This is a genomic window from bacterium, assembly GCA_013360215.1.
Lineage (GTDB): Bacteria > CLD3 > CLD3 > SB21 > SB21 > JABWCP01.
In genome coordinates this window covers 123700-148069 of the sequence record JABWCP010000003.1, presented here as the reverse complement: position 1 = coordinate 148069, position 24370 = coordinate 123700, and the positions used below count along the sequence as shown (strand labels likewise).

At 43.4% G+C, this 24370-nt stretch carries 25 protein-coding genes; 21 read left to right on the top strand and 4 right to left on the bottom strand.

Annotated features, from left to right (window positions below):
* The first annotated feature begins 17 nt into the window (after positions 1 to 17).
* From HUU58_03220 to HUU58_03190, 7 genes are all read left to right on the top strand, one after another.
* Positions 18 to 479: a helix-turn-helix transcriptional regulator gene (locus HUU58_03220; protein NUN44666.1), complete on the top strand. Its 462-nt coding sequence runs from the start codon at positions 18 to 20 to the stop codon at positions 477 to 479.
* Positions 480 to 690: 211 nt separating this feature from the next.
* The gene (locus HUU58_03215; protein NUN44665.1) at positions 691 to 1164 is read left to right on the top strand and encodes a hypothetical protein; all 474 of its coding nucleotides are present in this window, start codon (positions 691 to 693) and stop codon (positions 1162 to 1164) included.
* A gap of 163 nt (positions 1165 to 1327) precedes the next feature.
* Positions 1328 to 2440: a hypothetical protein gene (locus HUU58_03210; protein ID NUN44664.1), complete on the top strand. Its 1113-nt coding sequence runs from the start codon at positions 1328 to 1330 to the stop codon at positions 2438 to 2440.
* On the top strand, positions 2437 to 2901 hold the full coding sequence (locus HUU58_03205) for a Mov34/MPN/PAD-1 family protein (GenBank protein ID NUN44663.1): 465 nt from the start codon (positions 2437 to 2439) through the stop codon (positions 2899 to 2901). The genes HUU58_03210 and HUU58_03205 overlap by 4 nt, the downstream gene beginning before the upstream one ends.
* Positions 2902 to 3155: 254 nt before the next feature.
* Entirely contained in the window at positions 3156 to 4106 is a 951-nt protein-coding gene (locus HUU58_03200) for a hypothetical protein (protein ID NUN44662.1), read from the top strand.
* 108 nt (positions 4107 to 4214) lie between these two features.
* Positions 4215 to 5336 (top strand): hypothetical protein, encoded by a 1122-nt coding sequence (locus HUU58_03195; GenBank protein NUN44661.1) that lies wholly within the window; start codon positions 4215 to 4217, stop codon positions 5334 to 5336.
* 234 nt (positions 5337 to 5570) lie between these two features.
* On the top strand, positions 5571 to 5978 hold the full coding sequence (locus HUU58_03190) for a helix-turn-helix domain-containing protein (protein ID NUN44660.1): 408 nt from the start codon (positions 5571 to 5573) through the stop codon (positions 5976 to 5978).
* A 5-nt stretch (positions 5979 to 5983) separates the two neighbouring features.
* Here the strand turns inward: HUU58_03190 and HUU58_03185 are convergent, their stop codons facing one another.
* The 3 genes from HUU58_03185 to HUU58_03175 are packed head-to-tail and all read right to left on the bottom strand — an operon-like array spanning position 5984 to position 7940.
* Positions 5984 to 7039 carry a hypothetical protein gene (locus HUU58_03185; protein NUN44659.1) on the bottom strand — a complete coding sequence of 352 codons (1056 nt, stop codon included), beginning with the start codon at positions 7037 to 7039 and terminating at the stop codon, positions 5984 to 5986.
* Positions 7003 to 7617, bottom strand: a complete 615-nt coding sequence (locus HUU58_03180; protein NUN44658.1) for a hypothetical protein — start codon at positions 7615 to 7617, stop codon at positions 7003 to 7005. Before HUU58_03180 ends, HUU58_03185 begins: the two co-directional genes overlap by 37 nt.
* Entirely contained in the window at positions 7617 to 7940 is a 324-nt protein-coding gene (locus HUU58_03175; GenBank protein ID NUN44657.1) for a hypothetical protein, read from the bottom strand. Before HUU58_03175 ends, HUU58_03180 begins: the two co-directional genes overlap by 1 nt.
* Before the next feature lie 622 nt (positions 7941 to 8562).
* On the opposite strand from HUU58_03175, the gene HUU58_03170 reads away from it, so the two are divergent.
* From HUU58_03170 to HUU58_03105, 14 genes are all read left to right on the top strand, one after another.
* Positions 8563 to 9351 (top strand): hypothetical protein, encoded by a 789-nt coding sequence (locus HUU58_03170; protein ID NUN44656.1) that lies wholly within the window; start codon positions 8563 to 8565, stop codon positions 9349 to 9351.
* Positions 9352 to 9441: 90 nt separating this feature from the next.
* Entirely contained in the window at positions 9442 to 10551 is a 1110-nt protein-coding gene (locus HUU58_03165) for a hypothetical protein (protein ID NUN44655.1), read from the top strand.
* Between the two features lie 743 nt (positions 10552 to 11294).
* On the top strand, positions 11295 to 14096 hold the full coding sequence (locus tag HUU58_03160; GenBank protein ID NUN44654.1) for a DEAD/DEAH box helicase family protein: 2802 nt from the start codon (positions 11295 to 11297) through the stop codon (positions 14094 to 14096).
* A 114-nt stretch (positions 14097 to 14210) separates the two neighbouring features.
* Positions 14211 to 14522, top strand: a complete 312-nt coding sequence (locus HUU58_03155; protein NUN44653.1) for a GIY-YIG nuclease family protein — start codon at positions 14211 to 14213, stop codon at positions 14520 to 14522.
* 321 nt (positions 14523 to 14843) lie between these two features.
* Positions 14844 to 16088, top strand: coding sequence for a restriction endonuclease subunit S (locus HUU58_03150; protein ID NUN44652.1), 1245 nt, complete (start codon positions 14844 to 14846; stop codon positions 16086 to 16088).
* Positions 16085 to 16726 (top strand): hypothetical protein, encoded by a 642-nt coding sequence (locus HUU58_03145; GenBank protein NUN44651.1) that lies wholly within the window; start codon positions 16085 to 16087, stop codon positions 16724 to 16726. Before HUU58_03150 ends, HUU58_03145 begins: the two co-directional genes overlap by 4 nt.
* Positions 16727 to 16908: 182 nt before the next feature.
* Entirely contained in the window at positions 16909 to 17283 is a 375-nt protein-coding gene (locus HUU58_03140) for a type II toxin-antitoxin system RelE/ParE family toxin (GenBank protein ID NUN44650.1), read from the top strand.
* A 2-nt stretch (positions 17284 to 17285) separates the two neighbouring features.
* Positions 17286 to 17786, top strand: coding sequence for a helix-turn-helix transcriptional regulator (locus tag HUU58_03135; protein ID NUN44649.1), 501 nt, complete (start codon positions 17286 to 17288; stop codon positions 17784 to 17786).
* On the top strand, positions 17764 to 18225 hold the full coding sequence (locus HUU58_03130; GenBank protein NUN44648.1) for a hypothetical protein: 462 nt from the start codon (positions 17764 to 17766) through the stop codon (positions 18223 to 18225). Before HUU58_03135 ends, HUU58_03130 begins: the two co-directional genes overlap by 23 nt.
* A 374-nt stretch (positions 18226 to 18599) precedes the next feature.
* A complete protein-coding gene (locus HUU58_03125; protein NUN44647.1) occupies positions 18600 to 19892 on the top strand; it encodes an ATP-binding protein in 1293 nt (430 codons plus the stop codon).
* Positions 19889 to 20491, top strand: a complete 603-nt coding sequence (locus HUU58_03120) for an RloB domain-containing protein (protein ID NUN44646.1) — start codon at positions 19889 to 19891, stop codon at positions 20489 to 20491. The genes HUU58_03125 and HUU58_03120 overlap by 4 nt, the downstream gene beginning before the upstream one ends.
* 267 nt (positions 20492 to 20758) lie before the next feature.
* Positions 20759 to 21304 (top strand): type IV toxin-antitoxin system AbiEi family antitoxin domain-containing protein, encoded by a 546-nt coding sequence (locus tag HUU58_03115; GenBank protein NUN44645.1) that lies wholly within the window; start codon positions 20759 to 20761, stop codon positions 21302 to 21304.
* Positions 21301 to 22197 (top strand): nucleotidyl transferase AbiEii/AbiGii toxin family protein, encoded by an 897-nt coding sequence (locus tag HUU58_03110; protein ID NUN44644.1) that lies wholly within the window; start codon positions 21301 to 21303, stop codon positions 22195 to 22197. Before HUU58_03115 ends, HUU58_03110 begins: the two co-directional genes overlap by 4 nt.
* Before the next feature lie 37 nt (positions 22198 to 22234).
* A complete protein-coding gene (locus tag HUU58_03105; protein ID NUN44643.1) occupies positions 22235 to 23701 on the top strand; it encodes an SAM-dependent DNA methyltransferase in 1467 nt (488 codons plus the stop codon).
* A 70-nt stretch (positions 23702 to 23771) separates the two neighbouring features.
* On the opposite strand, the gene HUU58_03100 is transcribed toward HUU58_03105, so the two are convergent.
* Positions 23772 to 24323, bottom strand: a complete 552-nt coding sequence (locus HUU58_03100) for a DinB family protein (GenBank protein NUN44642.1) — start codon at positions 24321 to 24323, stop codon at positions 23772 to 23774.
* Between the last annotated feature and the right edge of the window lie 47 nt (positions 24324 to 24370).

The following is a 24370-nucleotide window of genomic DNA, read 5'->3' as shown; positions in this document are numbered from 1 at the left end:
TTAAGAGGGACATAAAAATGAAAAAGAAAATAACGGGCATTCACGATACTATAAACAAAGAATTTACAAAACCTGAGTTTTCGGTTCAGCAATTGGCCGATCATCTGGGCATATCAACAACTTATCTGCGTGATCTGGCATGGCGGCAATACAGCATGTGCCCGTACGATATGATCGAAAACAAACGACTGGAGAGGGCCTTATCATTGCTTCATGATGAATCCTTAAATATGTATGAGATATGCCGTCAGAGCGGTTATGCCAACCCTCATACGCTTAGAGACGCATTTAAAAAACGATTAGGAGAAGCACCGGCTGATATTCGCTCAAGATTGCATCAAGAAGGAAGATTGATGGTTTTACAATCATACTTATCACAGTTAAAAACGAATCTTCAAAAAACATTTAACATCGGAATGAAGCGATCTAATAAATTACGAAAAACACCTGCGAAAAACGCCTTCGATTCCCGAAGTTGACAAGCTGATTTAAGGTAGATTAACTTGTAACGTGCAGTATTCACTCCCATCAGAGGATCGACACTTAAACTTAGGACGAGCGACTTTAATTGCGAGAACTACTAAGGCCGCCTGAATAAGTAAATTTATCTCATTGACGTTTTGTTGCGTTCCACATTGACTTCAAACACAACACTGTTGTTATAGCTTTATGAGTTGAAAGGGTCATACCATGCTCATGTTGAATTCGGTTGCTAAAAAGTTAATTGCTACCGTTGTGGCTGTTGTGGGATTCATTTCAACCGTTTTGGGGATTATAGAATACTTGCAAAGTCATCCGAATATTGACTTAAACGGAGAATGGCGCGTTACCAATACGATCGAGCATACGTCATACGCGCCTTTTCTGAAATTAAAACTTGGATACCGTATTTTTATTCATCAAGACGGTGCCCAAATCAAAGCAACCGGTGAAAAATGTTGGGAAAACGATGTCGAATATCCTTTTGAAGCGCGGACCCCTATAACGCTTGAAGGAACAATTGAAAAGAGTAAAGTGTGGATCACATTTTCTGAACATGGTAAACAAAGAGCTAGTACTGGTACTATAACTTGGATAATTAATGAAAACGAAAAAATGCTGAAAGGTCATTTTACAAGCACTGCGGCTGACGCCAACGGTTCATCCATTGCCGAACGTAAATAATATGCTTGCAACAATCAGAAATAAATTAAGCGGAGAGTGCAATGAATACAATCAATAGCCACGTGTGATGAAAATGTTAATCGATGAAGGGATGTGATTCAGCAATAGTTTAATAGTAAAAAAAAATGCGTTGCAGATTTTTCACTTTAAGGCAAGAAATCCCATGAAAAGTATTTCTAAGCAAATCAAATTTACATCCCGAGACCAATTCGAGGATTTCCTTAAAATGACTCCGGGGTTTAGAAAGAATACGAAACTGTTTGGACGTAAGCAAAAGGTTCGAGATGGTTGCCCCAAAGCTATCACGGATATTGCCCGTGATAGTGCTGCGATTGAGGCGGCCCAATACGCGCGATTTGTACTCAAATACCACAGGCGAGTCGGGGCGGTTGTTCGTGGTTCTTTATCCGGGAAGCCCGTTAAAGATGAGATACAGAAAAAAATCGCAAGATCGGGCGATGCGGCAGAGGTGCACTTTCAAAATATGATCCGAAAAGCCAGTGAGGGACTGATTACCAATAAAAACGCTCATGGGCGTTGGAAAGAAATAAGAAAACATTCCTCCGAAGCTTCTGTTTTTTCGAACCCTTCCTTTTTTAGCAAAGAGGAGGCTTACGCAATCAAGGCCTTGGGCATTTCGTTAGAGGAGATGTCATACATTTACGAAGTCTATTGTTTGCCTAGAAAAAAACTCGTTCAGTCCACTAGTACTGAAAAATTTATAAAACAATTGGTTTCGATTCAAAAGCAAGCTTCTTCCATTTCTTTTCCGGACGCGCCACGATATCTTACTGATGCTGGTTTGCTCGTGATCGGCGCCGATGATAATCCTGTTGAAACGGTAGTCGGGGCTTTTTTGGTTACCGCAGGGGTTCTGATAGCGCCTGTAAATCCGGTTGCAGGTTGGACCCTTGGCGTGATAGGAGGGGGTATGATCATCGAAGGTATTACGGGATTTCCCGGAGGCGTATTATCCCCCGGTGGCTCTTCCAATAAATCATCGAAATACGAGACGCGTATCAGTCAACATTGGCAAACTGTCGCGACCCGTCCGGCGACTCCATCGCTTTCTGCTCTCAAAGCGGAACAAGCGCTCGGGGTTTACGGTTACCTGATCGGCAATACGAACAGGGGAACGATGGAACTGCACATCGCAAATTGCCCGTATCTTCACCTTATTACGAACGAACATAAACGGATTTTTTACAGCGTCAATGAAGCTCAAGCTCACGGTCTGGATAATTGTCATTATTGCTTGGGGAGTTCGACGCGATGATAGGGTATCAAAAAATAGAGATTGACAAACTACCGGCACAAATGCTTCGTAAACAATTACAGAAAAACCCCACCGGAGAGATTTGCGGAGCATTGGGGGGGATTAAAAAAAACAGAACGATATATGTTGCGTCCGTATATCCAATCCAAAATCAATCGAACCGATCAAACGGTTTTGCTCTATCCGTTAATTCATTGATGGAGGCCAGTTCTCATTTCAAAATGAAAGGGTTCAAGTTTTTAGGAATTTACCACTCGCACCCGTCCGGGCTTTTGCACCTTTCTTTGCGTGATCTTTGGCTGATTCGAAACACCGGAATTCCTTTGATGATAATTGTTCGATTTAATCATTCTTTTGAGGCTATTGCTTTCGGGCCTGTCAGACGACAAAATCGTATTGACAAAACGAACATTCAGATGCGAAAAACACCTGCGAAAAACGCCTTCGATTCCCGAAGTTGACAAATGGCCTGACGGACTTTAATTTTAAAACAATCATATCTCATTATAAAATTCAATTTTTCTACGTTTCTGCGATTTTTCGATTTTGTGGCGTTGCTGCGTTATATGCTGTTTTAATTAGCATCTAAAATCGAAAAAGGTATTCGAATATAAAAACCTCGACGAAAATTGGTTTGTTATAAAACAACGTGGAGTCCAGAAACCACACATAAAACGGGGCGTTAACCGAAAAGCCAGATGAGTAGGAGAAACTTTTGAGCACAATGAATAATCTAAAACTAAAAAAAGCGATGATTCTGATTTTCGTCACTGTACTCACGGGCGGATCGAATTCCATGGTATGGGGGCAAAACAAAGACACTAAAAAGGTATCTTATATTGATAAATATGTACCTCAAAATGCAAGGGAAGAAGCGGATATGATGGCTTCCAGAGCCGGTATCGCGTGTATTTATAGAGACTGGCAAACGAATTCCGATCCATCAAATGGTCAATTTATGCGTGGTTATAACATCGGATCAGTCATGATAGATTGGAATGACACGAGTATAGCTTACGCGCTTAACTGCGTGGGGTGTTTCAACAATGGAACCCAGCATGGCGAAGTACGCGTAATGCAACAATATTCTTTTTGTACGGGTAATTATTATCTGGAAAACTGTACCATTTATACTAATCTGGAAGAATGTGCCATGTGCGCCGGAATGATGAGCTTAGAAAAAGTTCCTCTTACGATTTATGCTCAACATGACCCTTGTTTTGGCGGCGCACTCCAAAGGTTGCTGTTAAATTCAAAATCACTTCCCGGTGGTTATCCACCATATCCACGCGTTACTAAGCCCGTTGCATCAAAACTCGATTTTTACCAAGCCATTAATAATGCGTATGCACAATATTGTGGCTCAGGAGATGTTTGTAATTGTAATATTGTCGCCTTTTTGGCTTCATCTCAAGCCCAAATGTTGTACTCTAATGAAACAAATAAATTTTTAGCATACACTCCGATCTTTGCTGAAAACCAAACCTTACAAGAGGCATTCTTACTACTCTATGAGTTAATACAACCTTCCAATGGTTCATGTGATAATGTTCCGCTTCCTATAGATCCCTCGTGCATGCCGGTTTATTTTATGAGTAAAGGCAGCCTAACCGGTAAGAAAATAGGTAATACCTACATGGTTCAACGCATAAAGAAAAATCAATAACACCGTGTATGCATTATAGGCTTTCGGTTCTATTTACGGTCGATTTCTAAAAGCAGAAAACAATCTAAATGTTAAAAAAAATGTGCAATCATGCACAGTGAGGCAGCTATGTCAGATGTTCCTTATAACCCGGTTTTGAAACTAAAACTGTCCAATTATCCAAATACACCTTTTATAAGAGTAATGAATGCCTCGCAGGGGATTTACTTTTTTGTCGGCCGAGATGCGGAAACAAAGGCCACTGTGCCAAGCGTAAAAACGGTTTTGAGTGTATTAAACACTCAGCTTGTTGCTGATGCCGGTGAAATCTATAATCTTTTTGTCCAAGGCCAACAGGGGGTTTCCGAGACACTTACACGTATCGCCGGCATAAGGGCTACATCGCAAGAAATGAGAAAAAAAGTAGAAGAGGCCATATTGTCCACTCAACTTAAAAACCCAAACGGTATCGGTTGGGCGGCAGCCTTACTCACCGATCCGTTGCTTTTTGCTTGCCCTTCGTATGTCGAAGTCGAACTAAACAGCACCATGAGAAATTACCACGTTGCCTATATACCACCTGATGTGAAATCAGGAAGAAGCTATTCTTTGCATGGCGGTGAGTTGGGGACGCTCGACCCGTCCGATATGTATTACTTAAGAGAATTAAATCTACTTCAGACTCAGTCCATGCTGCAGCCTTATCTGAGTAATGTCATTCAATTCTTGGTGTCTTCCAATACAAGCTCTGTACAGTATCATGGCTATTTCAGTGATTTTGCCGCTATTTATACGGCCGAATTGATCCGATACGCCATGGCAAATTATAGAGCAACCAATTGTTGGGCTGTTGATCTTGCCAAAGTAACTTTTCTTACGGCGTATGTGAATCCCTCTGCGATGTTGATACTCAATGGTCAGTTTGTATCAGGGAATATTACGAACTATGCCGATAAAGGTTCTATCGGAGATCGAAAATCGGATTACGATCGCCTTTCAAGATGGATCACGAGTTATCTGAGGAAAAATTTTCTTTCGGAGGTACAACAACTGGAAGCAAGTATCCAAATTAACGGTACTATGGATATTCTCGGTAGTCTATTGGAGTATTTAGTTAAACCTGATATCAATCCGGATTCCAATTTACAGAATTCAATAATTAATCAAACAAACGCGCTTATGAATACGATCATGAATAACTACCAAAACATTACGGCATACATAAATCAATATGGATCTGAAATCTCTTAAAATTTTGAATAGGATGAATCGGGGTTCCAAAATACAATTCGTAAATCAAGGGCTCAAAGTATCGGTATTTAAGCGGTGATGTGCTCCATCTCGCAACCAATCCTCGCTACATCTTCATGTTGAGCAGAATTATTAACATAAAGACGTCACGGGTGATTAATCATGCCACGCAGAAGAATACGACAGATTGCGGAAATAATATATTTCTAAAATCGTGCCGAGGAGGAAGATCGTATGCTGAGCAAAGAGCAAATTGACAGGATCATTGATCTACATTTCAGCAATCCTAGTTTTTCGGTAGCTTCACTGGCTGAAATGCTTGGCATTTCCGGTTCTTACCTTCGAGATGAAGTGCATCGGCTATATCACCTCAGTCCCTTTACGATCATCGAAAATTACCGTTTAGAAAAGGCGACTCAGATGTTGCTTAGGGACCTTGATCTGTATACGATCTGCCACGCCTCGGGATATGCTCATGTGCGCACATTCAGAGATGCCGTGCGTAAACGTTTAGGTAAACCTCCTTCTGAATTGCGTGGACGCAATGATTCAGAATCCATTCAAAATTTACATCATCCACGCGATAATGTGGTGATAACGTCGACCGGAAAATCTCCTGTATCCGGCCCGGAAATTCCTTAGTTTTGCTAAAATGATTTTTGGTAAACTGGTAATTCCAAAGTAAATGTAGTCAGGGAGGGGGTTGTGTGGAAATACATACGACCATTGTGCTTCTGTACGATACGATAAGACGTAGCCAGACTTAGCCCAACACCTTGGCCGATAGGTTTTGTGGAAAAAAACGGATCAAAAATTCTGTTTTGTATCGAGGGGTCGATTCCACTGCCATTATCTATTACGGATATGCGAAGTGTGCCTTCCGCTGCTTTTTCAGTCACGATACTCAGTACTCCGGGCGGTAATGCATTCTGTTGAATTCGCCGTTCGATAGACTCGCAAGCGTTGATGAGAAGATTCATCAATACCTGTACCATATCGCCGGCGTAACATACGATTTGCGCGTGGCCGGAATACTTTCGTTCAATTCGGACCACCGGAAAACGAGACACCACGGATAACTGCAGAATATTATCCAGTTCGTCGTGGATATTTACTTCCGTGATGGAGGCATCGTCAATATGTGCAAATTGGCGCAAACTATTGACGAGTTTGACCAAACGCTGTACAGCATGCGTACATGAGGTCAATGTTTTTTCAGAATCTGCAATTACATCATGCAACGTCGCATCGTTTTTTTGAAGAACGGACTGGGCTGACGACGCGGTAAGTACACGTTTGTAAAAATCAAAATATTCTTCTAGAAAACGAAGATTTCCGGAAATAATAGAAAGCGGGTTGTTGAATTCGTGCGCGGTGCCTGCTACCAGGCTACCCAATGAAGCCATTTTTTCAGATAATACCAGTTGGGCCTGAGCCTGTTTCAGTTTTTCTAGTGAATTCTCCAGTTCTTCAGTTCGACTTTTTACCCGTTCTTCCAATGTGGCTTTTAGTCGCGTTAGTTCATCCACCAAGCGAAGATTTTCTTTTTCACGTTTTTCGATCTCCGCCAGTCTTTCTTCTTGTGCACCGATCATTCGCTTTTGAGAAATCATGATAATGGCTATGATACCGATTACTAATGATAGAGAGGCGACGATGCCGAATATCAGTATAAGCCAGAGTTCAGGGGATTGCGACTGCATAAAAAGGCTTTAAATATGAGAATATTGGTGATGGTCAGTATGATATTGTGAATATACCAGAAATACAGGTAGTTGCGGAGTGCGAATACCGTAAAATTACCCGCGAAATAGAATAATAACGCGATCAATACCCAAAACCTCGGATCTTCGTCGAAATTTTCTGTGAGGGTGCTCAAGCGCGTCAATATGGTGGTCGTCAAAATAATAAGTAAAACACTCTCGGTGGTGGACATAAAATTATCATACGTACTAAACGATTCGATAAAAAACTTACTGATAATCCATACGACGATAAAACCGGTAATTGAAAAACGTATTAATTTTTGTAAACCGGAGGTGGCCCAAACCGAGAGTGTTGCTGCTATAAGCGCGTATTCGCATAAAGTAAAAACATGTAATACCCAGAAGTTGTTGATTTCATAGATACGCAAGGTGAGATTGAGCAAATCAAAAGGCAAAGCCATCAAGCAATAAAAAAAGAAAATCCGCATTCCTTTGCCAAGATGTTTGATCGCCCAAAGGCCGCCCAAGACTGGAATCAGATCGGCCAATGTAACCCAAATATTGCTGATCGGCATTATTGACCTAAGTCTCCTTTAGCCTGATTAGCCATCAGTGGTTGGCAACGTTCAAGCATCACACCGCCGGTCATATCATTCCCTGAGCCATCCACACCGACCAAAACCAGCACGGGCTGGCCGCTGTTATTAGCACCAAAATAAAATCGCATTCCCGTACATCCGGATTGATTCAAAAGATTCTGAAGCGCTTCTTTGGAAAACATTCCGCCGATCATTTGACCGAAGTGGGAACCGACAGCGACGTTTCCTTGCGTGCGGGAGCGTTGATTGGCGATAAATTGTTTGGCTTCATCAAGCGTGATGTCGTGTGGGGTCTTCATACCGGCAACCTCCTGAAAAAGGTTATTATTTGGGATAACACAATTTGAGAAAAAAAAGAATATATAGATAATACCCACCAGTGTCAATGTCGCATATCGATATTCCAGTCCGATTATCTGGAATACCATCGTCATCGGCGATTTCTTCCTGCGTTTCTCTCCCTTGACGTTTGCTTTCGGGAAGCGCTATCTTATTTAACAATAACAACCGAAAAGGTTCACGAATTTTTAGAACACAATAGTAAGGACTCGCGTTCTATAAATGTATTTGTAAGGACTCCAAGTATGAATTTTGATCACATTTTACATTGATTGTATCAACGGGCGCGGTTGGTAAAGCTTACCTTATTATTTGTAGACAATTACAATAGCAAAATCGTATGATTTCAAATCATAACTATTGAATTTTTGTAATTCGGATATTGTTTCGTTCTCTTTTTACACACAACAATTTGTTTTTGCAAGTCTATCGAACAATCTTTGAAAGATGATCTTTAAAATCATGTCATTGATCTGTACGCAATTTATATCATCAGTAAACAACAACAGACTGGTTATTCTAGTATATTTTAAATCACGTTTAACCATTTAGCATTCTATAATTCGGTGAAAGGGTAATTTTATGTTAACTAAAGCACTTTTGTTGATTTTCTCTTTCAGCTCACTGCTTTGGTCGCAAAGTGTAATGTCCTTAGTCCCCACCAAAAAAACGGAACCAGGCTCTCCGCCACAAAATAAAAAACACATATTTCCGGCGCAGGGCGACACAACGATAGCGAAAAATTATTTTGGTTCCTTGTCGTTATCAACCGGTGAGAATATACAATTTGCATTCACAGATGATCGCAGTTCCCTGTACGCCGAATTTATCAGTGATTATTTATATATGCCGAAGCTAGGATATGCTAAAGTTGGTTTTGGCGCCCAGATTGATGCCGGTAACGATACGACGAAAGCTTCAGCTCAACGGTTTTTCAGTACGGGAGGCAATGCGATCATGTATCTTGCTTTGCCCTTGATTACTTATGGAAAATCAGAATCACGGCGGTTAGATGTGTTCTTTCTCCCGAAATTTGCATGGGATTTTCCTGCACTAAATTCATCGGCTGAGCATTTTACGTATAACAATGACATTGGAGGTGAACTGCATCTTTCCGCTGTCACAGTGTCGGAGAAATTCAAGTTTTTTAGCATAACGCGAGTGAGTTATGTTGATGGTGATCGTAAATTTCATCAGAATCTGGGGCGTAGTGAACAGAATAAAGGTTTCTATTTTGGAAAGTGGGTGATCGGACTCGATCTTGTTTCGCTAATTCGTGTATCGGCATCTAAGCCATTTATGGGGCCAACACAAGCATTTGCAAAATACCCGTTAACGGTGAGCGTACAATTAGTTAAAGTCGTACAATAAGTTTTTAAAACTATAAAAATGCGTAGGATCAATTGACCTATTTCTACTTAGAGTTCGCCAAAATATTTTTATAAATCACTTAGGTGGCACATGTTAGTGAATAATGTACACTTACTTCTCGGTGAACACTACCAATGCAAAGGCTGTATTGCTCGTTTAATGTCATTCGGAACTAGATTATTAATAGTGGTATTAATCTTGTTTGACTTTAGAAATTTACCAGCACAAGAGGTAGGTTTCTGGCAGTTTACGAATCAAGCGTTTTTCCCTCCGTTCATCTCTGAGCTTCGATCTGCGGATACAAAAATTGATTTAGGCGTTTTCAAACATTATCCTTATTCGAGTGCGGTTAAACATCATTTATTTCAAAAAAAGACAGCTTTTTTGGGTATGGATATTTCTTTAGGGCGCGAATTACCCATTATGGGGTACTCAAGCTCATCATTCAAGTGTGGGTTTTTTATTCCAGTCAGTTTTCATCTTTTATGGGATATAGAAGGTAAATCCAGCCCTGTTTTAAATACAGATTATCGGTTTGGAACGATGATCAAAATTCTTTGGGAGAACAAGGACCGCGGATCGTATGGGCAATGGTTAAGGTTTCCTGGTATAGGTATTAGATTGGTTCCTTGGCTACACAATAGCAGTCATCTTGGAGACGAATATACTATATTCGTCTTAACAGATTCTTCCAGCTCAAAACAATTTAGACGCGTAAACGTCAGTTATGAAGTTTACGATGCACTCTTATTTCTTTATTTCAATGCAGGCGACGATGCAGGCGACGATGGACATGTGCAACTTGGAGTTGGCCAAACTCGACGATTAGGCGGGAGAAAGCTTGGTTATTATCATGAAAAGGTTCTTGGGCAAGACACCACGGTATATGTAAGTGATGCCAAGCCTGAGACATATTTTCTAGCTGATTTTTATAAAAAAAATCTGCAATTTTTAAACTTCCTAGCCATCTCGTCAACAAGGGTGAATATCTACAATTATCATAACTTAGAGTCAGAGCAACGTTTTTCGCATAGCCTTATCGTCGGGTATAGATTTACCTCACATCAAAATACATCTCAAATTCCAAAGTCACTCAGTGAAATATACTTTAGGGGATATAGGGGAGCTAATCCCAATGGACAGTTTAAAAGCCAAAAAAAATTCTGGTTGATAACTTTTGGACTACGAATTACCGGTTGATTCATAAGCAAATATTTTGAAGGTATCTTTCTTATGATAATGATCATAGTACTGCACAAAAAACAAAAGTATGGCATTTAAGAGCGCTAAAAATATATATTTATCTTGAAGATAGTGTTTAAAAAAAACCGGCGTTTAGTCGGTTTTTTTTAATCGTCATTCTGTTCATTTTCAAGTCGCTCCTCCCAATCATCCGAGCGTTTATCTTAACCTCGGCTCTACCAATACTCATCGCATTCCGGATTGAGTTGGTTAGCGTGATTGTCCAGATCATCCTGGGTATATTCGTAATCATCGGGCACCCTCTACACCTCCTTTCATATGATGTAATGAAGATTTAGGAAAATGTGTCGATAGGTAAATTTCGTCAGTTGTAAGTTGGGTATTCTATTGGATGTCAATCAGTAATTTTAACGGTTTGCTCAAACTTCCGATTATGATAAGAGTTTATAAATTCCGGGGTAGATAAATTAATATCTTTATTGAGATGTCTCACATTCGTCATGGTGAGCGGAGTCGAACCATGACCAGATTTAGTACAATCAGTTTTCGTCTTCGCTCAGACGGAAAGGTTTTCTTTCATTTGTGAGCCAACCCGGTAAATGCGTCAATTAATACAAGGTGTATTTGTACAATGCGGTGTTGGTATTATGAGGTTAAGAAATAGTATCTTCCTCTTGCATCCCATGTAAGCATGCGTTAGTTTTTCATGCACTGAAATCTCTTCATTGTACCTTTCACGAATCAATAAATGTATGACGCCTGAGCAACGCGCACGTGACATCATAGATCGCATGTTGGTACGATCCTGCTGGGTTGTGCAAGATAGGAAGCGCCTTGACTTGTCGGCAGGAACCGGTATCGCCATTCGTGAATATCCGACGGACAGCGGCCCGGCGGATTATATTTTGTTTGTGGATCGTGAACCCGTCGGCGTGATCGAAGCGAAATCCGAAGAAAAAGGGGAACTGCTAAGCGCCGTGGAGGAACAGTCCTACCGCTACGCCACTGGCCAACTCAAATGGAAAAAAGAAGGCAAAGTGCTGCCGTTCCTCTACGAAAGCACCGGCGCGATCACGCATTTCACCGACCTGCGCGATCCCAAACCCCGCGCGCGCGAAGTTTTCGCTTTTCACAAACCGGAAACGCTCAGAGAATTACTCAAACAATCCGACACATTTAGAAAAAGACTCCGGCATATTTCGCCGCTCAATCCCGACGGACTGCGCGATTGCCAGTTACGCGCCATTCAGAATCTGGAACTCTCATTTGCGGACAATCGCCCGAAAGCGCTGGTGCAAATGGCGACGGGTTCCGGTAAAACCTTCACCGCCATCACGTCGGTTTACCGGCTGCTCAAATTTGCCGGGGCGCGGAGGATATTGTTCCTCGTGGATACGCGCAATCTCGGCGAGCAGGCGGAACAAGAATTCCAGGCTTTCAAACCCAATGACGATCAGAGAAAATTCACCGAACTCTACAACGTCCAGCGCCTGCGCTCGTCGTACATCGATTCCGCCAGCCACGTCTGCATCAGCACGATCCAGCGTATGTATTCCATTCTGCGCGGGGAAGAGATGGACGAATCGGTGGAAGAGACTTCGCTCAATGAGATCAAACAGGCCGAACGCCCCAAAGACGTGGCGTACAATACCGACGTGCCGATAGAAACTTTCGACGTGATCGTCGTGGACGAATGCCACCGCTCGATCTATAATTTATGGAAACAGGTTCTGGATTATTTCGACGCGTTCTATGTAGGCCTCACCGCCACGCCGGACGTGCGCACGTATGCGTTCTTCAATAAGAACGTGGTCAGCGAATACACGCACGAGCAGGCCGTCGCGGATAATGTGAATGTCGGATACGATGTCTACACCATCGATACGGAAGTGACGCGCAAAGGCGGTGTGATCGCGAAACAATGGATCGAAACGCGCGACCGCAAAACGCGCAGGCAGACCTGGGAGGAAATGGACGAAGAGGTGATCTACGAACCGACCCAGCTCGATCGCGATGTGGTCAATAAAGACCAGATCCGTACGATCATTCGCACCTTCAAAGAAAAACTCAGAACGGAGATATTTCCCGGGCGCGAGGAAGCGCCCAAGACGCTGATCTTCGCCAAGTCCGACAGCCATGCGGACGATATTATTCAGATCGTGAGAGAAGAATTCGCCGAAGGCAATGCCTTCTGCAAAAAGGTGACCTATTCTGTCAAAGACGAAAAACCTTCGGAAGTGCTTCAGCAATTCCGCACGGCCTTTTACCCGCGCATCGCGGTGACGGTGGATATGATCGCCACCGGAACGGACGTCAAGCCTATCGAATGCCTGCTCTTCATGCGTGACGTACGCTCGCGCAGTTACTTCGAGCAGATGAAAGGGCGCGGCACGCGCACGCTGTCCGAGGACGATCTTCGAAAGGTCACGCCGTCGGCCCGATCCAATAAGACCCATTTCGTCATCGTCGATGCGGTCGGCGTATGCAAGTCGATGAAGACCGACAGCCGCCCGCTGGAGCGCAATCCCGGAATTTCCCTGCGCGACCTGATGATGCACGTCGTCATGGGTACGACCGACGAGAATACCGTGACCTCGCTGGCCAATCGGCTCACGCGATTAGATAAACAGATCACGCCCGCGGAGCGGGATCAGCTCGCCGGCGCAAGCGGCGGAGAGAAACTCAATTCCATCGTCAAATCCCTTCTTCAGTCTTACGATCCCGACGTGATTCATGAGCGCGCCCTCGCCATGAGCCTCATCCCGATCGGAGTCGAGGGGGAGGCGAAGGACCTTCATGCTTCGACTACGCTCAGCATGAAGGAGATGGAAGAGAAAGCAAAAGCCGAACTCGTCACCGAAGCCACACACGTTTTTCAAAACCCGGACTTCCGCGAACGCGTAGAAAATATCCGCAAAATGCACAACCAGATCATCGACAATGTCAATCTCGATACCGTGCTCGCCGCAGAATGGGACAAAGACGCCCAAGGCAAAGCGGCGGAACTCGTGCAGGAATTCAAAACATTTCTCGAAACGAATAGGGACACCATCACAGCCTTGCAGATATTCTACGCTCAGCCGTACCGGCGGCGTGAACTCACTTTCGCCATGATCAAAGAATTAGTCGAGGTACTCAAAATGAGGAAACCCCAGCTGGCCCCCGCGCGGCTCTGGCAGGCGTATGAACAGCTCGAGAAAAGCAAAGGCGATCAGCCCAAAAGCGAACTCATCGCGCTCGTTTCGCTCGTAAGGCACGCCATCGGGATCGACGAAAAGCTCACGGCCTTCGACGAAACGGTGAATCGCAATTTCCAGAAATGGGCCTTCAAAAAACAGGAAGGCACGATCAAATTCAATGCGGAGCAGATGGAATGGCTTCGTATGATCAAAGACTACGTCGCCGCGTCGGTGCATATCGAAAAGAACGACTTCGATCTCTCGCCCTTCGTAGATCGCGGAGGCCTCGCCAAAGCGTGGCAATTATTCGGGGATAATATTGATAATCTAATTCAGGAACTTAATGAGGCATTAGCTGCCTAGAGCTTCATGGTTCGACTTCGCTCACCATGAAGCTTTTTGGAATAAAAAAATAACTTCACCCCGACTTCATTCCGAGCGAAGTCGAGGAAGAAGTCGAAGGGAGAAGATAAAAAAATGGATGTCTCTACAGTATATATATTACAATGCTCCGACAACAGTTACTACACCGGTAAGACCGACAAGAAAGTGGAGCTTCGTTTGTGGGAACATCAGAACGGGGTATACAGGGGATACACATCAACACGCAGGCCGGTGAAATTGGTGTGGTCGCAGGGATTTCCTACGTATATAGAAGCAATTTCGGTAGAACGCCAGATCAAGCGCTGGTCACGGGCAAAGAAGGAAGCGCTCATCAAAGGTGATTTTGAATTGTTGCATGAATTAGCGAAATGCAGGAATGAGACACATTATGCAAAAAAGTTGTAACTTTACGGTGAGCGTTGGATTCATCGACTAGTGTACTTAACTTCACGGTGAGCGTTGGATTCATCGACTAGTGTACTTAATTTCACGGTGAGCGTTGGATTCATCGACTAGTGTACTTAACTTCACGGTGAGCGTTGGATTCATCGACTAGTGTACTTAACTTCACGGTGAGCGTTGGATTCATCGACTAGTGTACTTAACTTCACGGTGAGCGAAGTCGAACCGTGAAGTGGACCGCGGCGGGCTTGCTAAAGCGTGGCAATTATTCGGCGATAATATAGATGAACTGATTCTGGAACTTAATGAGGCATTGGCAGCTTAGTGAATAAAAACAATTGGAAAGAAGTTCCACTGAAAGACATTTTGGCGGAATTTGAAAGTGGAAAGAGGCCAAAGGGTGGTGTTGGTGGAATTGAATCAGGAATACCAAGCATTGGCGGGGAACATTTGGCTTCGGATGGCGGTTTCAATTTTAAGAATATCAAGTTTGTGCCAAAAGAGTTCGCTCGATCAATGAGCAAGGGTTGGATTAAGAAGAATGATATATTGGTTGTAAAGGACGGTGCGACTACCGGAAAAGTCAGTTATATTCCTGAAAACTTTCCTCATTCAAAGGCCGTCATCAATGAACATGTTTTTCGTTGTAAAGTTTTTGAAGAAATTGATTCGAAATTTGTCTTCCTTTATATGTGGAGTGAAAGAGGAAAGAGACAAATCCTTTCAGATTTCAGAGGTGCAGCTCAGGGTGGGATCAGTACTGGGTTTGTGAATCGAGTAATTGTTCCCCTTCCACCTCTACCCGAACAAAAACGCATCGTCGCGAAGATCGAGGAATTATTCAGCGATCTGGATAAGGCGGTGGAGTCGCTGAAAAAAGCCCAGGCCCAGCTCAAGACTTACCGCCAAGCCGTCCTCAAATACGCCTTCGAAGGCCGCCTCACACACAAGAATATCAAACCCGGCCAATTGCCGGAGGGATGGAAGTGGGTGAAGCTGGGGGATGTAGCAGAAACATGTCTTGGGAAGATGTTAGACAAACAAAAAAATAAAGGAGAATTTGAGCCCTATCTTCGGAATATCAGTGTCAGGTGGTTTGAATTCAATCTGACTGATCTTGAAAAAATGCGCTTCACGAAAGATGAAAATGTTAGATATTCAGTTGAATACAACGATTTAGTTGTATGTGAAGGAGGGGAACCTGGACGTGCAGCTATTTGGAAGGACAAATCATCTTCGATAAAAATTCAGAAAGCACTGCACAGAGTTCGATTCGGATCAGGAGCAATTCCTGACTACTTTTTATATTTTTTGTATCTAACTGCTCACAACGGTGTTTTAAAAAAATATTTCACAGGGACAACGATCAAACATTTAACAGGCAAAAGATTGAACGAGGTTGTTTTTCCGTTGACCACAGTAGCTGAGCAGAAGTCGATTGTAGCCGAAATAGAAACCCGTCTTTCCGAAGCAGACTATATGGAAAAGACGATCATTCAAAGCATAGAAAAAGCTGAAGCGACGCGGCAGAGTATATTGAAGAAGGCGTTTGAAGGGAGATTGGTGTGATAGACAGTCAAATTGTAGCAGAATTGCGAAGAACATTTCCGAAATTCGCTGACAGAATTTACGACTATCCGTTTCCAAAACCGTATTGCAAAGACAAGAAAACAGTTCGAGCAATTTATTTGGGTTGTGATCCGAGTAATAATTATGTTCATGATATGAAGTATGTTTTCATGATAGGTCATGAGCACTCTAAGTTTAACTCATTTAAGAAATTTCATAAGACCAACCTGAATGAAGTCGGGTTGGATTGGGATTCGGTCTATACCCAAAACATATGTCGGAATTATTTTTCAAAGGAAACTTCGGCAAATCTAACTTTTTGGAGAAAGGCAGCAGTCTGGTGGCTGGAAAGGCTAAAGCGGGAGCTTGATCAGTTTCCAAAGGATATTCCGGTTCTACTGACGTCACAATATTTGCATGAGGTATTGGTCAATGGATCGGATTCGTTGATCAAGGCGGTTGAGTATTATAAACTCCGACGTGAAATTCCTATTCCACCCACAAAAAATGTATTAGACAGACCTTTAATACCTCTCTATCGTGGTAAGAACCCAAACCTGAAGAAGAACTACCACTTGATTAATTGGCGCGAGTATAAAGAACGGGTAACACGTGCAATAGCAGGGTTAAATATGTGAGATGGCTATGATCGCAACGTACCCTGAAGATGGTGTTTTAGTGGAGGTTTATTCGAGTTTGATCTTCTTCAACACAGATTATATTTATATAAGATATTAAATTAATTATATTTAGATATCGTTAAATTTAGTTCGCAGGAACAAAATTCTTCTTGACAACGTTTAACTTATAGGTTAAATTAGTGCCACTTCGAAAATTCCATAATGGCGGACAGGCCGATATTTATGAATACTATGTCGCCGGCAAAGATGGCTGCCTTACTGAGTATTTCAACAACAAGAAGATCCCAACGTCAGCGCAGGATACACTTGATCGATTATTTAGGCTTTTAGGGCAACAGGGACAAATTACGAACAATCAGCAATTCAAACATCTTCAAGACGGAATCTGGGAATTTAAACCAAAGAACTACAGAGTTCTTTGCTTCTTCCTTGACGGAAATCCGAAAAAGTGCGTTGCAACAACCCATTATTTTCGAAAGCAATCACAAAAAACACCACCAAAAGAGATAAAGAAAGCAAAGTCAATCCGAAACACAATTAATACGGAGGGTTAAAGATGAAGGGTAAACCAGAAAAAATTACCTCTCTTGACCAATGGACTAGATTGAGAGAAAGCGATCCTGAATATATCGCTACATCAATCATGATCAAACTTACAGAAGAATTGTCTAACCAACTGGTGAAGAAAAAATGGTCGCGGTCGGTTCTTGCTCGAAAACTTGGTTGCTCGGTTGCATATATTACTAAGCTATTGCGGGGTGAAGAAAATCTGACAATAAAGAAGATTGCTCAGATCGCGAGTGTTTTTGAGATACAGCCGGAGATCATTTTGGACAGTGAAAATCATTCTGCACAAAAAACGCAAGAGTTCTATACACAACGTATAGTGACAGGTAATATTATTCGCTACCCGTTTACAAATTTGATTGGCAACGCTAGAACGGATGAACTCGGTTATTTGAATTATCCGATTCCTTTCTCTAATCCAGTTCAGGGCTCTATAGATTTTGTCACAACAAACAAGGCGACAACGCATGGAACCGAACAACCCTGTTAGCCAAATACCAATTCAGATCAAACTTGAAAAGTTTACTATCAAACAATTTGTTCAAGAGCAGATGCCTGAAGACATCCAGCCTAACGAGCAAATTAATTTCAATCATGCAATTGGAATTCGTGTTGTGCCAGAAAATGAGGCAATAGAAACTCATCTGGACATAAAGATATTGCGGGCATCCAATACGCAAAATCTTGGAGCTCTTGTCACGCAAGGAGTTTTCAAAATAGGACCAGAGGCATTTCAGAAATTCAAAGAACTTGGAGGAATTCCCAGGGAATTGTTCATCTTGGCTATTAATCTTACATATTCCACTACTCGAGGGATTATGATCGAAAGATTTCGTGGTACACCGCTTCAAAACGCGTATCTGCCTATTGTCAACCCGGATGAGTTACTTCAGAAGATTGAGGAGCGGTTAGTGGTCAAGCAACAATGACCCGCGATACTCTCTCAGGAATCAGAAAAAGTGAGTCCACAACAATCAATGCCTCGTTTGCATAGTACAAACTTGCGACCGTGAAGCACCTCTAAATTCTATGACCACCAACGCACTTGTTTCAAACGGTTCGACGGAGTTTATCCCGCCTCCTCGTTCGACCTCGCTCACGATGAGGGCGGTGCTCACCGGGTCTTTCTGTAATACGCTCCGTGATGACGATCTTTCGAAGAAAGCTTAGAGTGACTGATTTGTGTTTATAAAGTGTGTATTTGTGAAAAAATCACAAATATCATTATTTAATATTGACAATCCAGTATTATTATAGTATTTTTGTGTGAAAATACCACACAATAAAAACCCGCAAAAACCTCATGATCGTTCAATTTAAAGTAAAGAATTTCCTGTCTTTACGAGACGAGCAAACTCTCAGCATGGTCGTTCAGTCCGGCTTAAAAGAAAAATTGCTCGACGCAGACAGGAATGTCATCGCCAAAGAGGATCAAAAATTCCTCAAGTCCGCTGTCATTTATGGAGCCAACGCCTCAGGTAAAAGCAATCTCATAAAAGCTCTCGCGTCTTTTTGGTATGTATTCACCCAGTCTATTCAATCCCCGGCCGGAATACCGATTCCAATTGCGTCCTTCGCGCTTAACACTGAAACAGTAAATGAGCCGACCATGATGGAAATGATATTTCATTGGCAAGATCATTTTTATCGTTACGGTTTTGAAGTGACCCCTCAGGAAGTTAAGAAGGAATGGCTCTACCTGACCAAAGATCGCGAAACTAAAGTTTTTGTACGTGATGGCAATCAGTACGATATTGGGGCAAAACACAAAATTTTGAAATTAGTTCAGGAACAAAATATTGTCGCTTCGAATGCACTGTTTCTCGCTAAAGCAACGATTCTGAATGATCCGATGGCTAATGAAGTGCACAGTTGGTTAAAACAGTTCCATGTCGTTTCTGGAATTTACGATTCTCTTTATCTCGGTTTTACTCTTGAGGAATGCCAAATACAGGAAAAGAAAAATTCTATTCTCGAACTTTTGAAAATTGCAGACTTCGGAATTGAAGATTTTGAAATACGTGAACAGGAAGGCCAAGGGTTCAATATTAAGTTTGATTTGAAAACGGGAAGCTCGGAAGCCAATGTAGACCCGGCTAAGAGTAAATTACCTTTTGCCGTGTCACTAAGAAAGGTGATGAATGCAAAGGGTGAAGCGACCCAGCCGGCAGTATTTAATCTGGAACAACAAGAATCGGAAGGAACAAAGAAATTTTTTCACTTGTCTGGCCCGATACTAAATGCTCTTAAGAACGGAAATGTGTTCATTATTGATGAATTAGACACCAAATTGCATCCCTTACTCACGGAGAGAATAATTGAACTGTTTCACAGCCCTAAGACGAATACCGGTAATGCGCAATTGATATTCGCTACTCACGACACCAATTTACTGAGCGCTCATGTTTTTCGTCGCGACCAGATATGGTTTACTGAGAAGAAAAAAGACGGCTCTACAGAGTTGTACAGCTTGAGTGATTTCAAGAAAGGGAAAAAACCGCGAAATGATTTGGCACTGGAAAAAAACTACCTCATGGGAAAATTCGGAGGAATTCCTTACCTGAATCAGTTTGATGCCATGCTGGAGTCTGAATGAGTAAGAAGAAGCATCATTTTAAGAGACCTCTCAACCAAAAGTTCTATCGGCCAACCATGCTGATTATTTGCGAAGGAGAAACCGAATATTACTATTTCTCTTCATTTCGAGCCCACGCATCAGTTGAGCAGGGAGAAGTTGGTAATTCTATGACTTTTGTAACGAATGCGATTAAAACAAAGAATAGAATTCAGAAGAAAAAAGAAATCAAGTTTGATCAGACGTGGCTAGTATTCGATAGAGATGAAACCGATGAAGGAGATTTTCAAAAATCCATTAGAAAAGCGGAAGAAGAGGGTTGTAAGGTTGCATATTCAAATCAAGCGTTTGACTATTGGTTTTTGCTGCATTTTCACGACCACAATGGAAATCCCATGGATCGAAGTCAATATAAGGGCATTTTGGATAGAAACCTTCCATTTCCATACGACAAGACCGAAAAAACATTACAAAAGATGTATAGCGAATTGATTTCCACTCAGGACAAAGCAATTGTCCGTGCGACGAAGATTTATAATGGAAAAGAAAACGGTAAACAACACACAGAATCTGTCAGCACGGTTCACAAGCTTGTTGATGAGCTTAACAAATATAACTGATGACCACCAACGCACTCGTTTCAAACGGTTCGACGGAGTTTATCCCGCCTCCTCGTTCGACCTCGCTCACGATGAGGGCGGGGCTCACCGGGTCTTTCTGTAATACGCTCCGTGATGACGGCGTAAGGTCGGGATTTTGTCAAACAATTTATTTGGTTCTTTTTCAATGTTATTTTATTATATTGACATTGAATTAGAACCATATAATTGGATTTACATATGACAAATATTGAAGTTATAGTGAAAAAAAACGGCGGGTTCATACGTATGAAATCGCTCAAGGACGCGGGAATTCATCCCCGAACCGTTTCCCGCGCCGTTCAGGACGGGATCATCGAGAAAATAAAACCAGGCCTGTATCGTCTGCCGGAAAAAAAACCGGATGCCCATTCCAGTTACTACGTCATACACTGGGCCATTCCGTCGGCGATCATTGCACTCACGTCTGCGGCGGTATATCATGAGCTGACCACAGCGAATCCTTCGGAAATATTCATAGCCGTACCTCAGAACAAATCGAAAATCAGACTGGACTATCCGCCCGTCAGAATATTCTATTTTCCGGAGACCTATTATAAGACCGGTATGGTGTCGGTCAAAACCCCGCGCGGCCGTTTTCGCATTTATACTCCTGAAAAAACTATTTGCGATCTTTTTCGTTACCGCAGAAAACTCGGCGAATCCATTGCCATTGAGGCCCTGCGCACGTATGCATCACGGCGGTCCCGCGATCTGAATAAACTGATGACTTTTGCAAGACGGTGTAAAGTTGAAAAGATCATTAGCCCCATTCTCAAAGGGCTGATAGGATGAAAAAAGAAATCAAAAACATGCCGGCCTCCGTATGGGCCAGACTGGCTGCGATGGCAAAACAGCAGCAAATCGAGCCGATGACCCTGTTACGACGTTACGTGCAGGAACGTTTTCTCTATCGTCTAAGCAAGTCAAAACACAGGAATAGCCTTATCCTCAAGGGAGCCATGATGCTTGTTGCTCACCGGATGCCAATGTCCCGGGTAACCAAAGACGTGGACTTTCTTGCTGACGGGATTAGTCATGAACCTGAAAAGCTCCGGCCGATTATTAACGACATTGCCCTGATCGACAGCGCAGACGGCTTGACATTTTTACCGGATCAGATCCAGATAGAAAAAATAACGGAAGGCGACCGCTATTCCGACGTCAGAGCAAAGTTGCCGGTGCGAATGGGCACCGTGAAGGATATATTGCAAATTGACGTCGGTTTTGACGATGTCGTTATTCCGCATCCTTACGAACTTGATTATCCGGTCATACTGGATCACGATTGTCCGAGGATTTTTGTGTATTCGTTGGAATCAGCCATTGCCGAGAAATTTGAAGCTATGGTAAGTCTCGCGGAAATCAACAGCCGCATTAAGGACTTTTTTGACGTGCGTTTTTTAGCTCTTCAGAAAAGTTATTCAAAAGAGATTCTAAACCATGCGATCCAATCAACATTTCAAAAGCGAGAAACCAGCATCGAACAACGTAAAGCTATTTGGAATTCAGAGTTTTATGAACGTAAAGAAAAGCAAGAAATGTGGAAAGCATTTATTCATTCAAATCATCTTAAGGAAACCGCCGATTTTTCACAGGTCGTAAAATCCATTCAAGCTTTTATTGAGCCGGCACTGATAGCGAACACTGTCACAGAATGGATTCCGCAGGAATGGCGATGGAGATGACTGCAATTCAAAAACAAAACGTATTGATTGGAGCTGAATGACCACCAACGCACTCGTTTCAAAAATCTGGTCTTTCTGTAATACGCTCCGCGATGACGGCGTGGGTTACGGAGACTATCTGGAGCAGTTGACCTATCTGCTATTCCTGAAAATGGCGGACGAATACTCCAAGCCGCCGTACAGCCGGAAAACGGACATTCCGAAAGACTTTGCGTGGCCGACCCTGCGAGATAAGTCCGGCGATGCGCTGGAAAAACACTACGTGAAGATGCTTCGCGAATTGTCGAAAGAAAAAGGCATGATCGGGCAGATATTCTTTAAGTCGCAGAATAAGATCCAGGACCCGGCGAAGCTTTTCAAGTTGATCAGGATGATCGACGAAGAGAATTGGGTCATTCTCGGCGCGGATGTGAAAGGTGACATTTACGAAGGCCTGCTGGAGAAGAACGCCGAAGACACGAAAAGCGGGGCGGGGCAGTATTTTACCCCGCGCGCGCTGATCCGCGCGATGGTGGAATGCGTTCAGCCCGAACCGAATAAGACCATTGCCGATCCCGCCTGCGGCACCGGCGGATTTTTTCTCGCCTGTTATGACTATCTCACCAAGCAGGATCTGAATAAAGGCCAGCGCGAGTTCCTGAAATACAAAGCGTTTCGCGGCTGGGAGATCGTGCCGAATGCGGCGCGGCTGTGCCTGATGAATTTGTTTCTGCACAATATCGGCGACCTGAATAGCGAGCCGCCCATTGATAGGAATGATTCTCTGATCTCTCCGCCGAAGGATACGTACCACTATGTCTTTGCCAATCCGCCCTTCGGCAAGAAAAGCAGTATCACGATCACGAACGAAGAAGGCGAGCAGGAAAAAGAAATGCTGACGTACAATCGCCAGGATTTCTGGGCCACGACGAGCAATAAACAACTGAACTTCGTTCAGCATATCCGCGCCATGCTCAAGATCGACGGCGAAGCGGCGGTGGTCGTGCCGGATAATGTTCTCTTTGAAGGCGGCGCGGGAGAGACCGTTCGCAAGCGCCTCTTGGACATGACCGATCTGCATACGATCCTGAGACTGCCCACGGGCCTTTTCTACGCGCAAGGCGTTAAGGCCAATGTGATATTCTTTGATAATCGCCAGGCCTCGAAAACGCCATGGACGAAGGAAGTCTGGATATACGATCTGCGGACGAATCAGCATTTCACGCTCAAGACCGATCCGATGAAGTACGAGCACTTGCAGGACTTCATCAAATGTTATAATCCGCCCAATCGCCAGAAACGTAAAGAGACGGAACGCTTCAAGAAATTTACCTACGACGAGATCATTGCGCGTGACAAGACCAGCCTCGACATATTCTGGCTCAAGGACGACAACCTCGGCGACCTGGAAAATCTTCCCGACCCGGATATTCTCGCGATGGAAATAGTGGAGAACGTCGAAGCCGCGCTGGAGAGTTTCAAAGAAGTTGTGGATGGGCTAAACGGGAAAAGCACCAAAGCATAGACAAAAATCCAAATCGCACACTCCCACTCAATCAATCCCGCTATCGCGCAGCCGCACGTAAATCCAAATTTCATGATGTCGGAAACTGGGGATGCTGCAGGATGCGATCCACCTGCGCCATGTGGCGTTCGGTATGGGTGATCATCACATCCAGCGCTTCACCGAGACTGATACGCACCATCGCATTGGCGGGTGACGTCATTTTGAGGCGATTGATGTCGTACGAACGCCATGCCTGTAACGACTGCATCTGTGCGCGAATGTGATCGGCGAAATTTTGACGAATGGTATGACTGATGCGGCTTGACTCCGGCTTGAAGATCGCGGGGGCTTTGTATCGGAAACGGCCCGGCCTTAGGGAATAGATAAATAAACGTGCAAAAAAACTCGGACGGTAGGCGACCGGTGAAGCCGTACGTTCGGCGCCTTGCAAAGCGCGGCGCATAGGCTCAAGGTAGGTGGTGTCCGCGGTGATAATATGCAGCAGCACCTCTGCGATAGACCATGTATTCGCATCCGCTTTCCAATGGATCTGCGCATCCGAAAAAGGCCGGATGTCGCGGTCGAGTCGTTCTAATATCGCCGTGTAGCGGGCCTGCGTTTGTTCAAAAAAATCGTTCATAAAAGATTAATTATTTCGTATTCACGGTTGATCGGCGCGAAATTATA

Coding starts and splice junctions, on each gene's coding strand:
- HUU58_03185 (NUN44659.1), bottom strand. CDS start 7,039: ATGCAGTCGCAATCCCCTGAACTCTGGCTTATACTGATATTCGGCATC.
- HUU58_03170 (NUN44656.1), top strand. CDS start 8,563: ATGTTAACTAAAGCACTTTTGTTGATTTTCTCTTTCAGCTCACTGCTT.
- HUU58_03195 (NUN44661.1), top strand. CDS start 4,215: ATGTCAGATGTTCCTTATAACCCGGTTTTGAAACTAAAACTGTCCAAT.
- HUU58_03215 (NUN44665.1), top strand. CDS start 691: ATGCTCATGTTGAATTCGGTTGCTAAAAAGTTAATTGCTACCGTTGTG.
- HUU58_03175 (NUN44657.1), bottom strand. CDS start 7,940: ATGAAGACCCCACACGACATCACGCTTGATGAAGCCAAACAATTTATC.
- HUU58_03110 (NUN44644.1), top strand. CDS start 21,301: ATGAAAAAAGAAATCAAAAACATGCCGGCCTCCGTATGGGCCAGACTG.
- HUU58_03130 (NUN44648.1), top strand. CDS start 17,764: ATGGAACCGAACAACCCTGTTAGCCAAATACCAATTCAGATCAAACTT.
- HUU58_03210 (NUN44664.1), top strand. CDS start 1,328: ATGAAAAGTATTTCTAAGCAAATCAAATTTACATCCCGAGACCAATTC.
- HUU58_03220 (NUN44666.1), top strand. CDS start 18: ATGAAAAAGAAAATAACGGGCATTCACGATACTATAAACAAAGAATTT.
- HUU58_03155 (NUN44653.1), top strand. CDS start 14,211: ATGGATGTCTCTACAGTATATATATTACAATGCTCCGACAACAGTTAC.
- HUU58_03100 (NUN44642.1), bottom strand. CDS start 24,323: ATGAACGATTTTTTTGAACAAACGCAGGCCCGCTACACGGCGATATTA.
- HUU58_03115 (NUN44645.1), top strand. CDS start 20,759: ATGAAATCGCTCAAGGACGCGGGAATTCATCCCCGAACCGTTTCCCGC.
- HUU58_03180 (NUN44658.1), bottom strand. CDS start 7,617: ATGCCGATCAGCAATATTTGGGTTACATTGGCCGATCTGATTCCAGTC.
- HUU58_03125 (NUN44647.1), top strand. CDS start 18,600: ATGATCGTTCAATTTAAAGTAAAGAATTTCCTGTCTTTACGAGACGAG.
- HUU58_03205 (NUN44663.1), top strand. CDS start 2,437: ATGATAGGGTATCAAAAAATAGAGATTGACAAACTACCGGCACAAATG.
- HUU58_03105 (NUN44643.1), top strand. CDS start 22,235: ATGACCACCAACGCACTCGTTTCAAAAATCTGGTCTTTCTGTAATACG.
- HUU58_03135 (NUN44649.1), top strand. CDS start 17,286: ATGAAGGGTAAACCAGAAAAAATTACCTCTCTTGACCAATGGACTAGA.
- HUU58_03165 (NUN44655.1), top strand. CDS start 9,442: ATGTTAGTGAATAATGTACACTTACTTCTCGGTGAACACTACCAATGC.
- HUU58_03120 (NUN44646.1), top strand. CDS start 19,889: ATGAGTAAGAAGAAGCATCATTTTAAGAGACCTCTCAACCAAAAGTTC.
- HUU58_03190 (NUN44660.1), top strand. CDS start 5,571: ATGCTGAGCAAAGAGCAAATTGACAGGATCATTGATCTACATTTCAGC.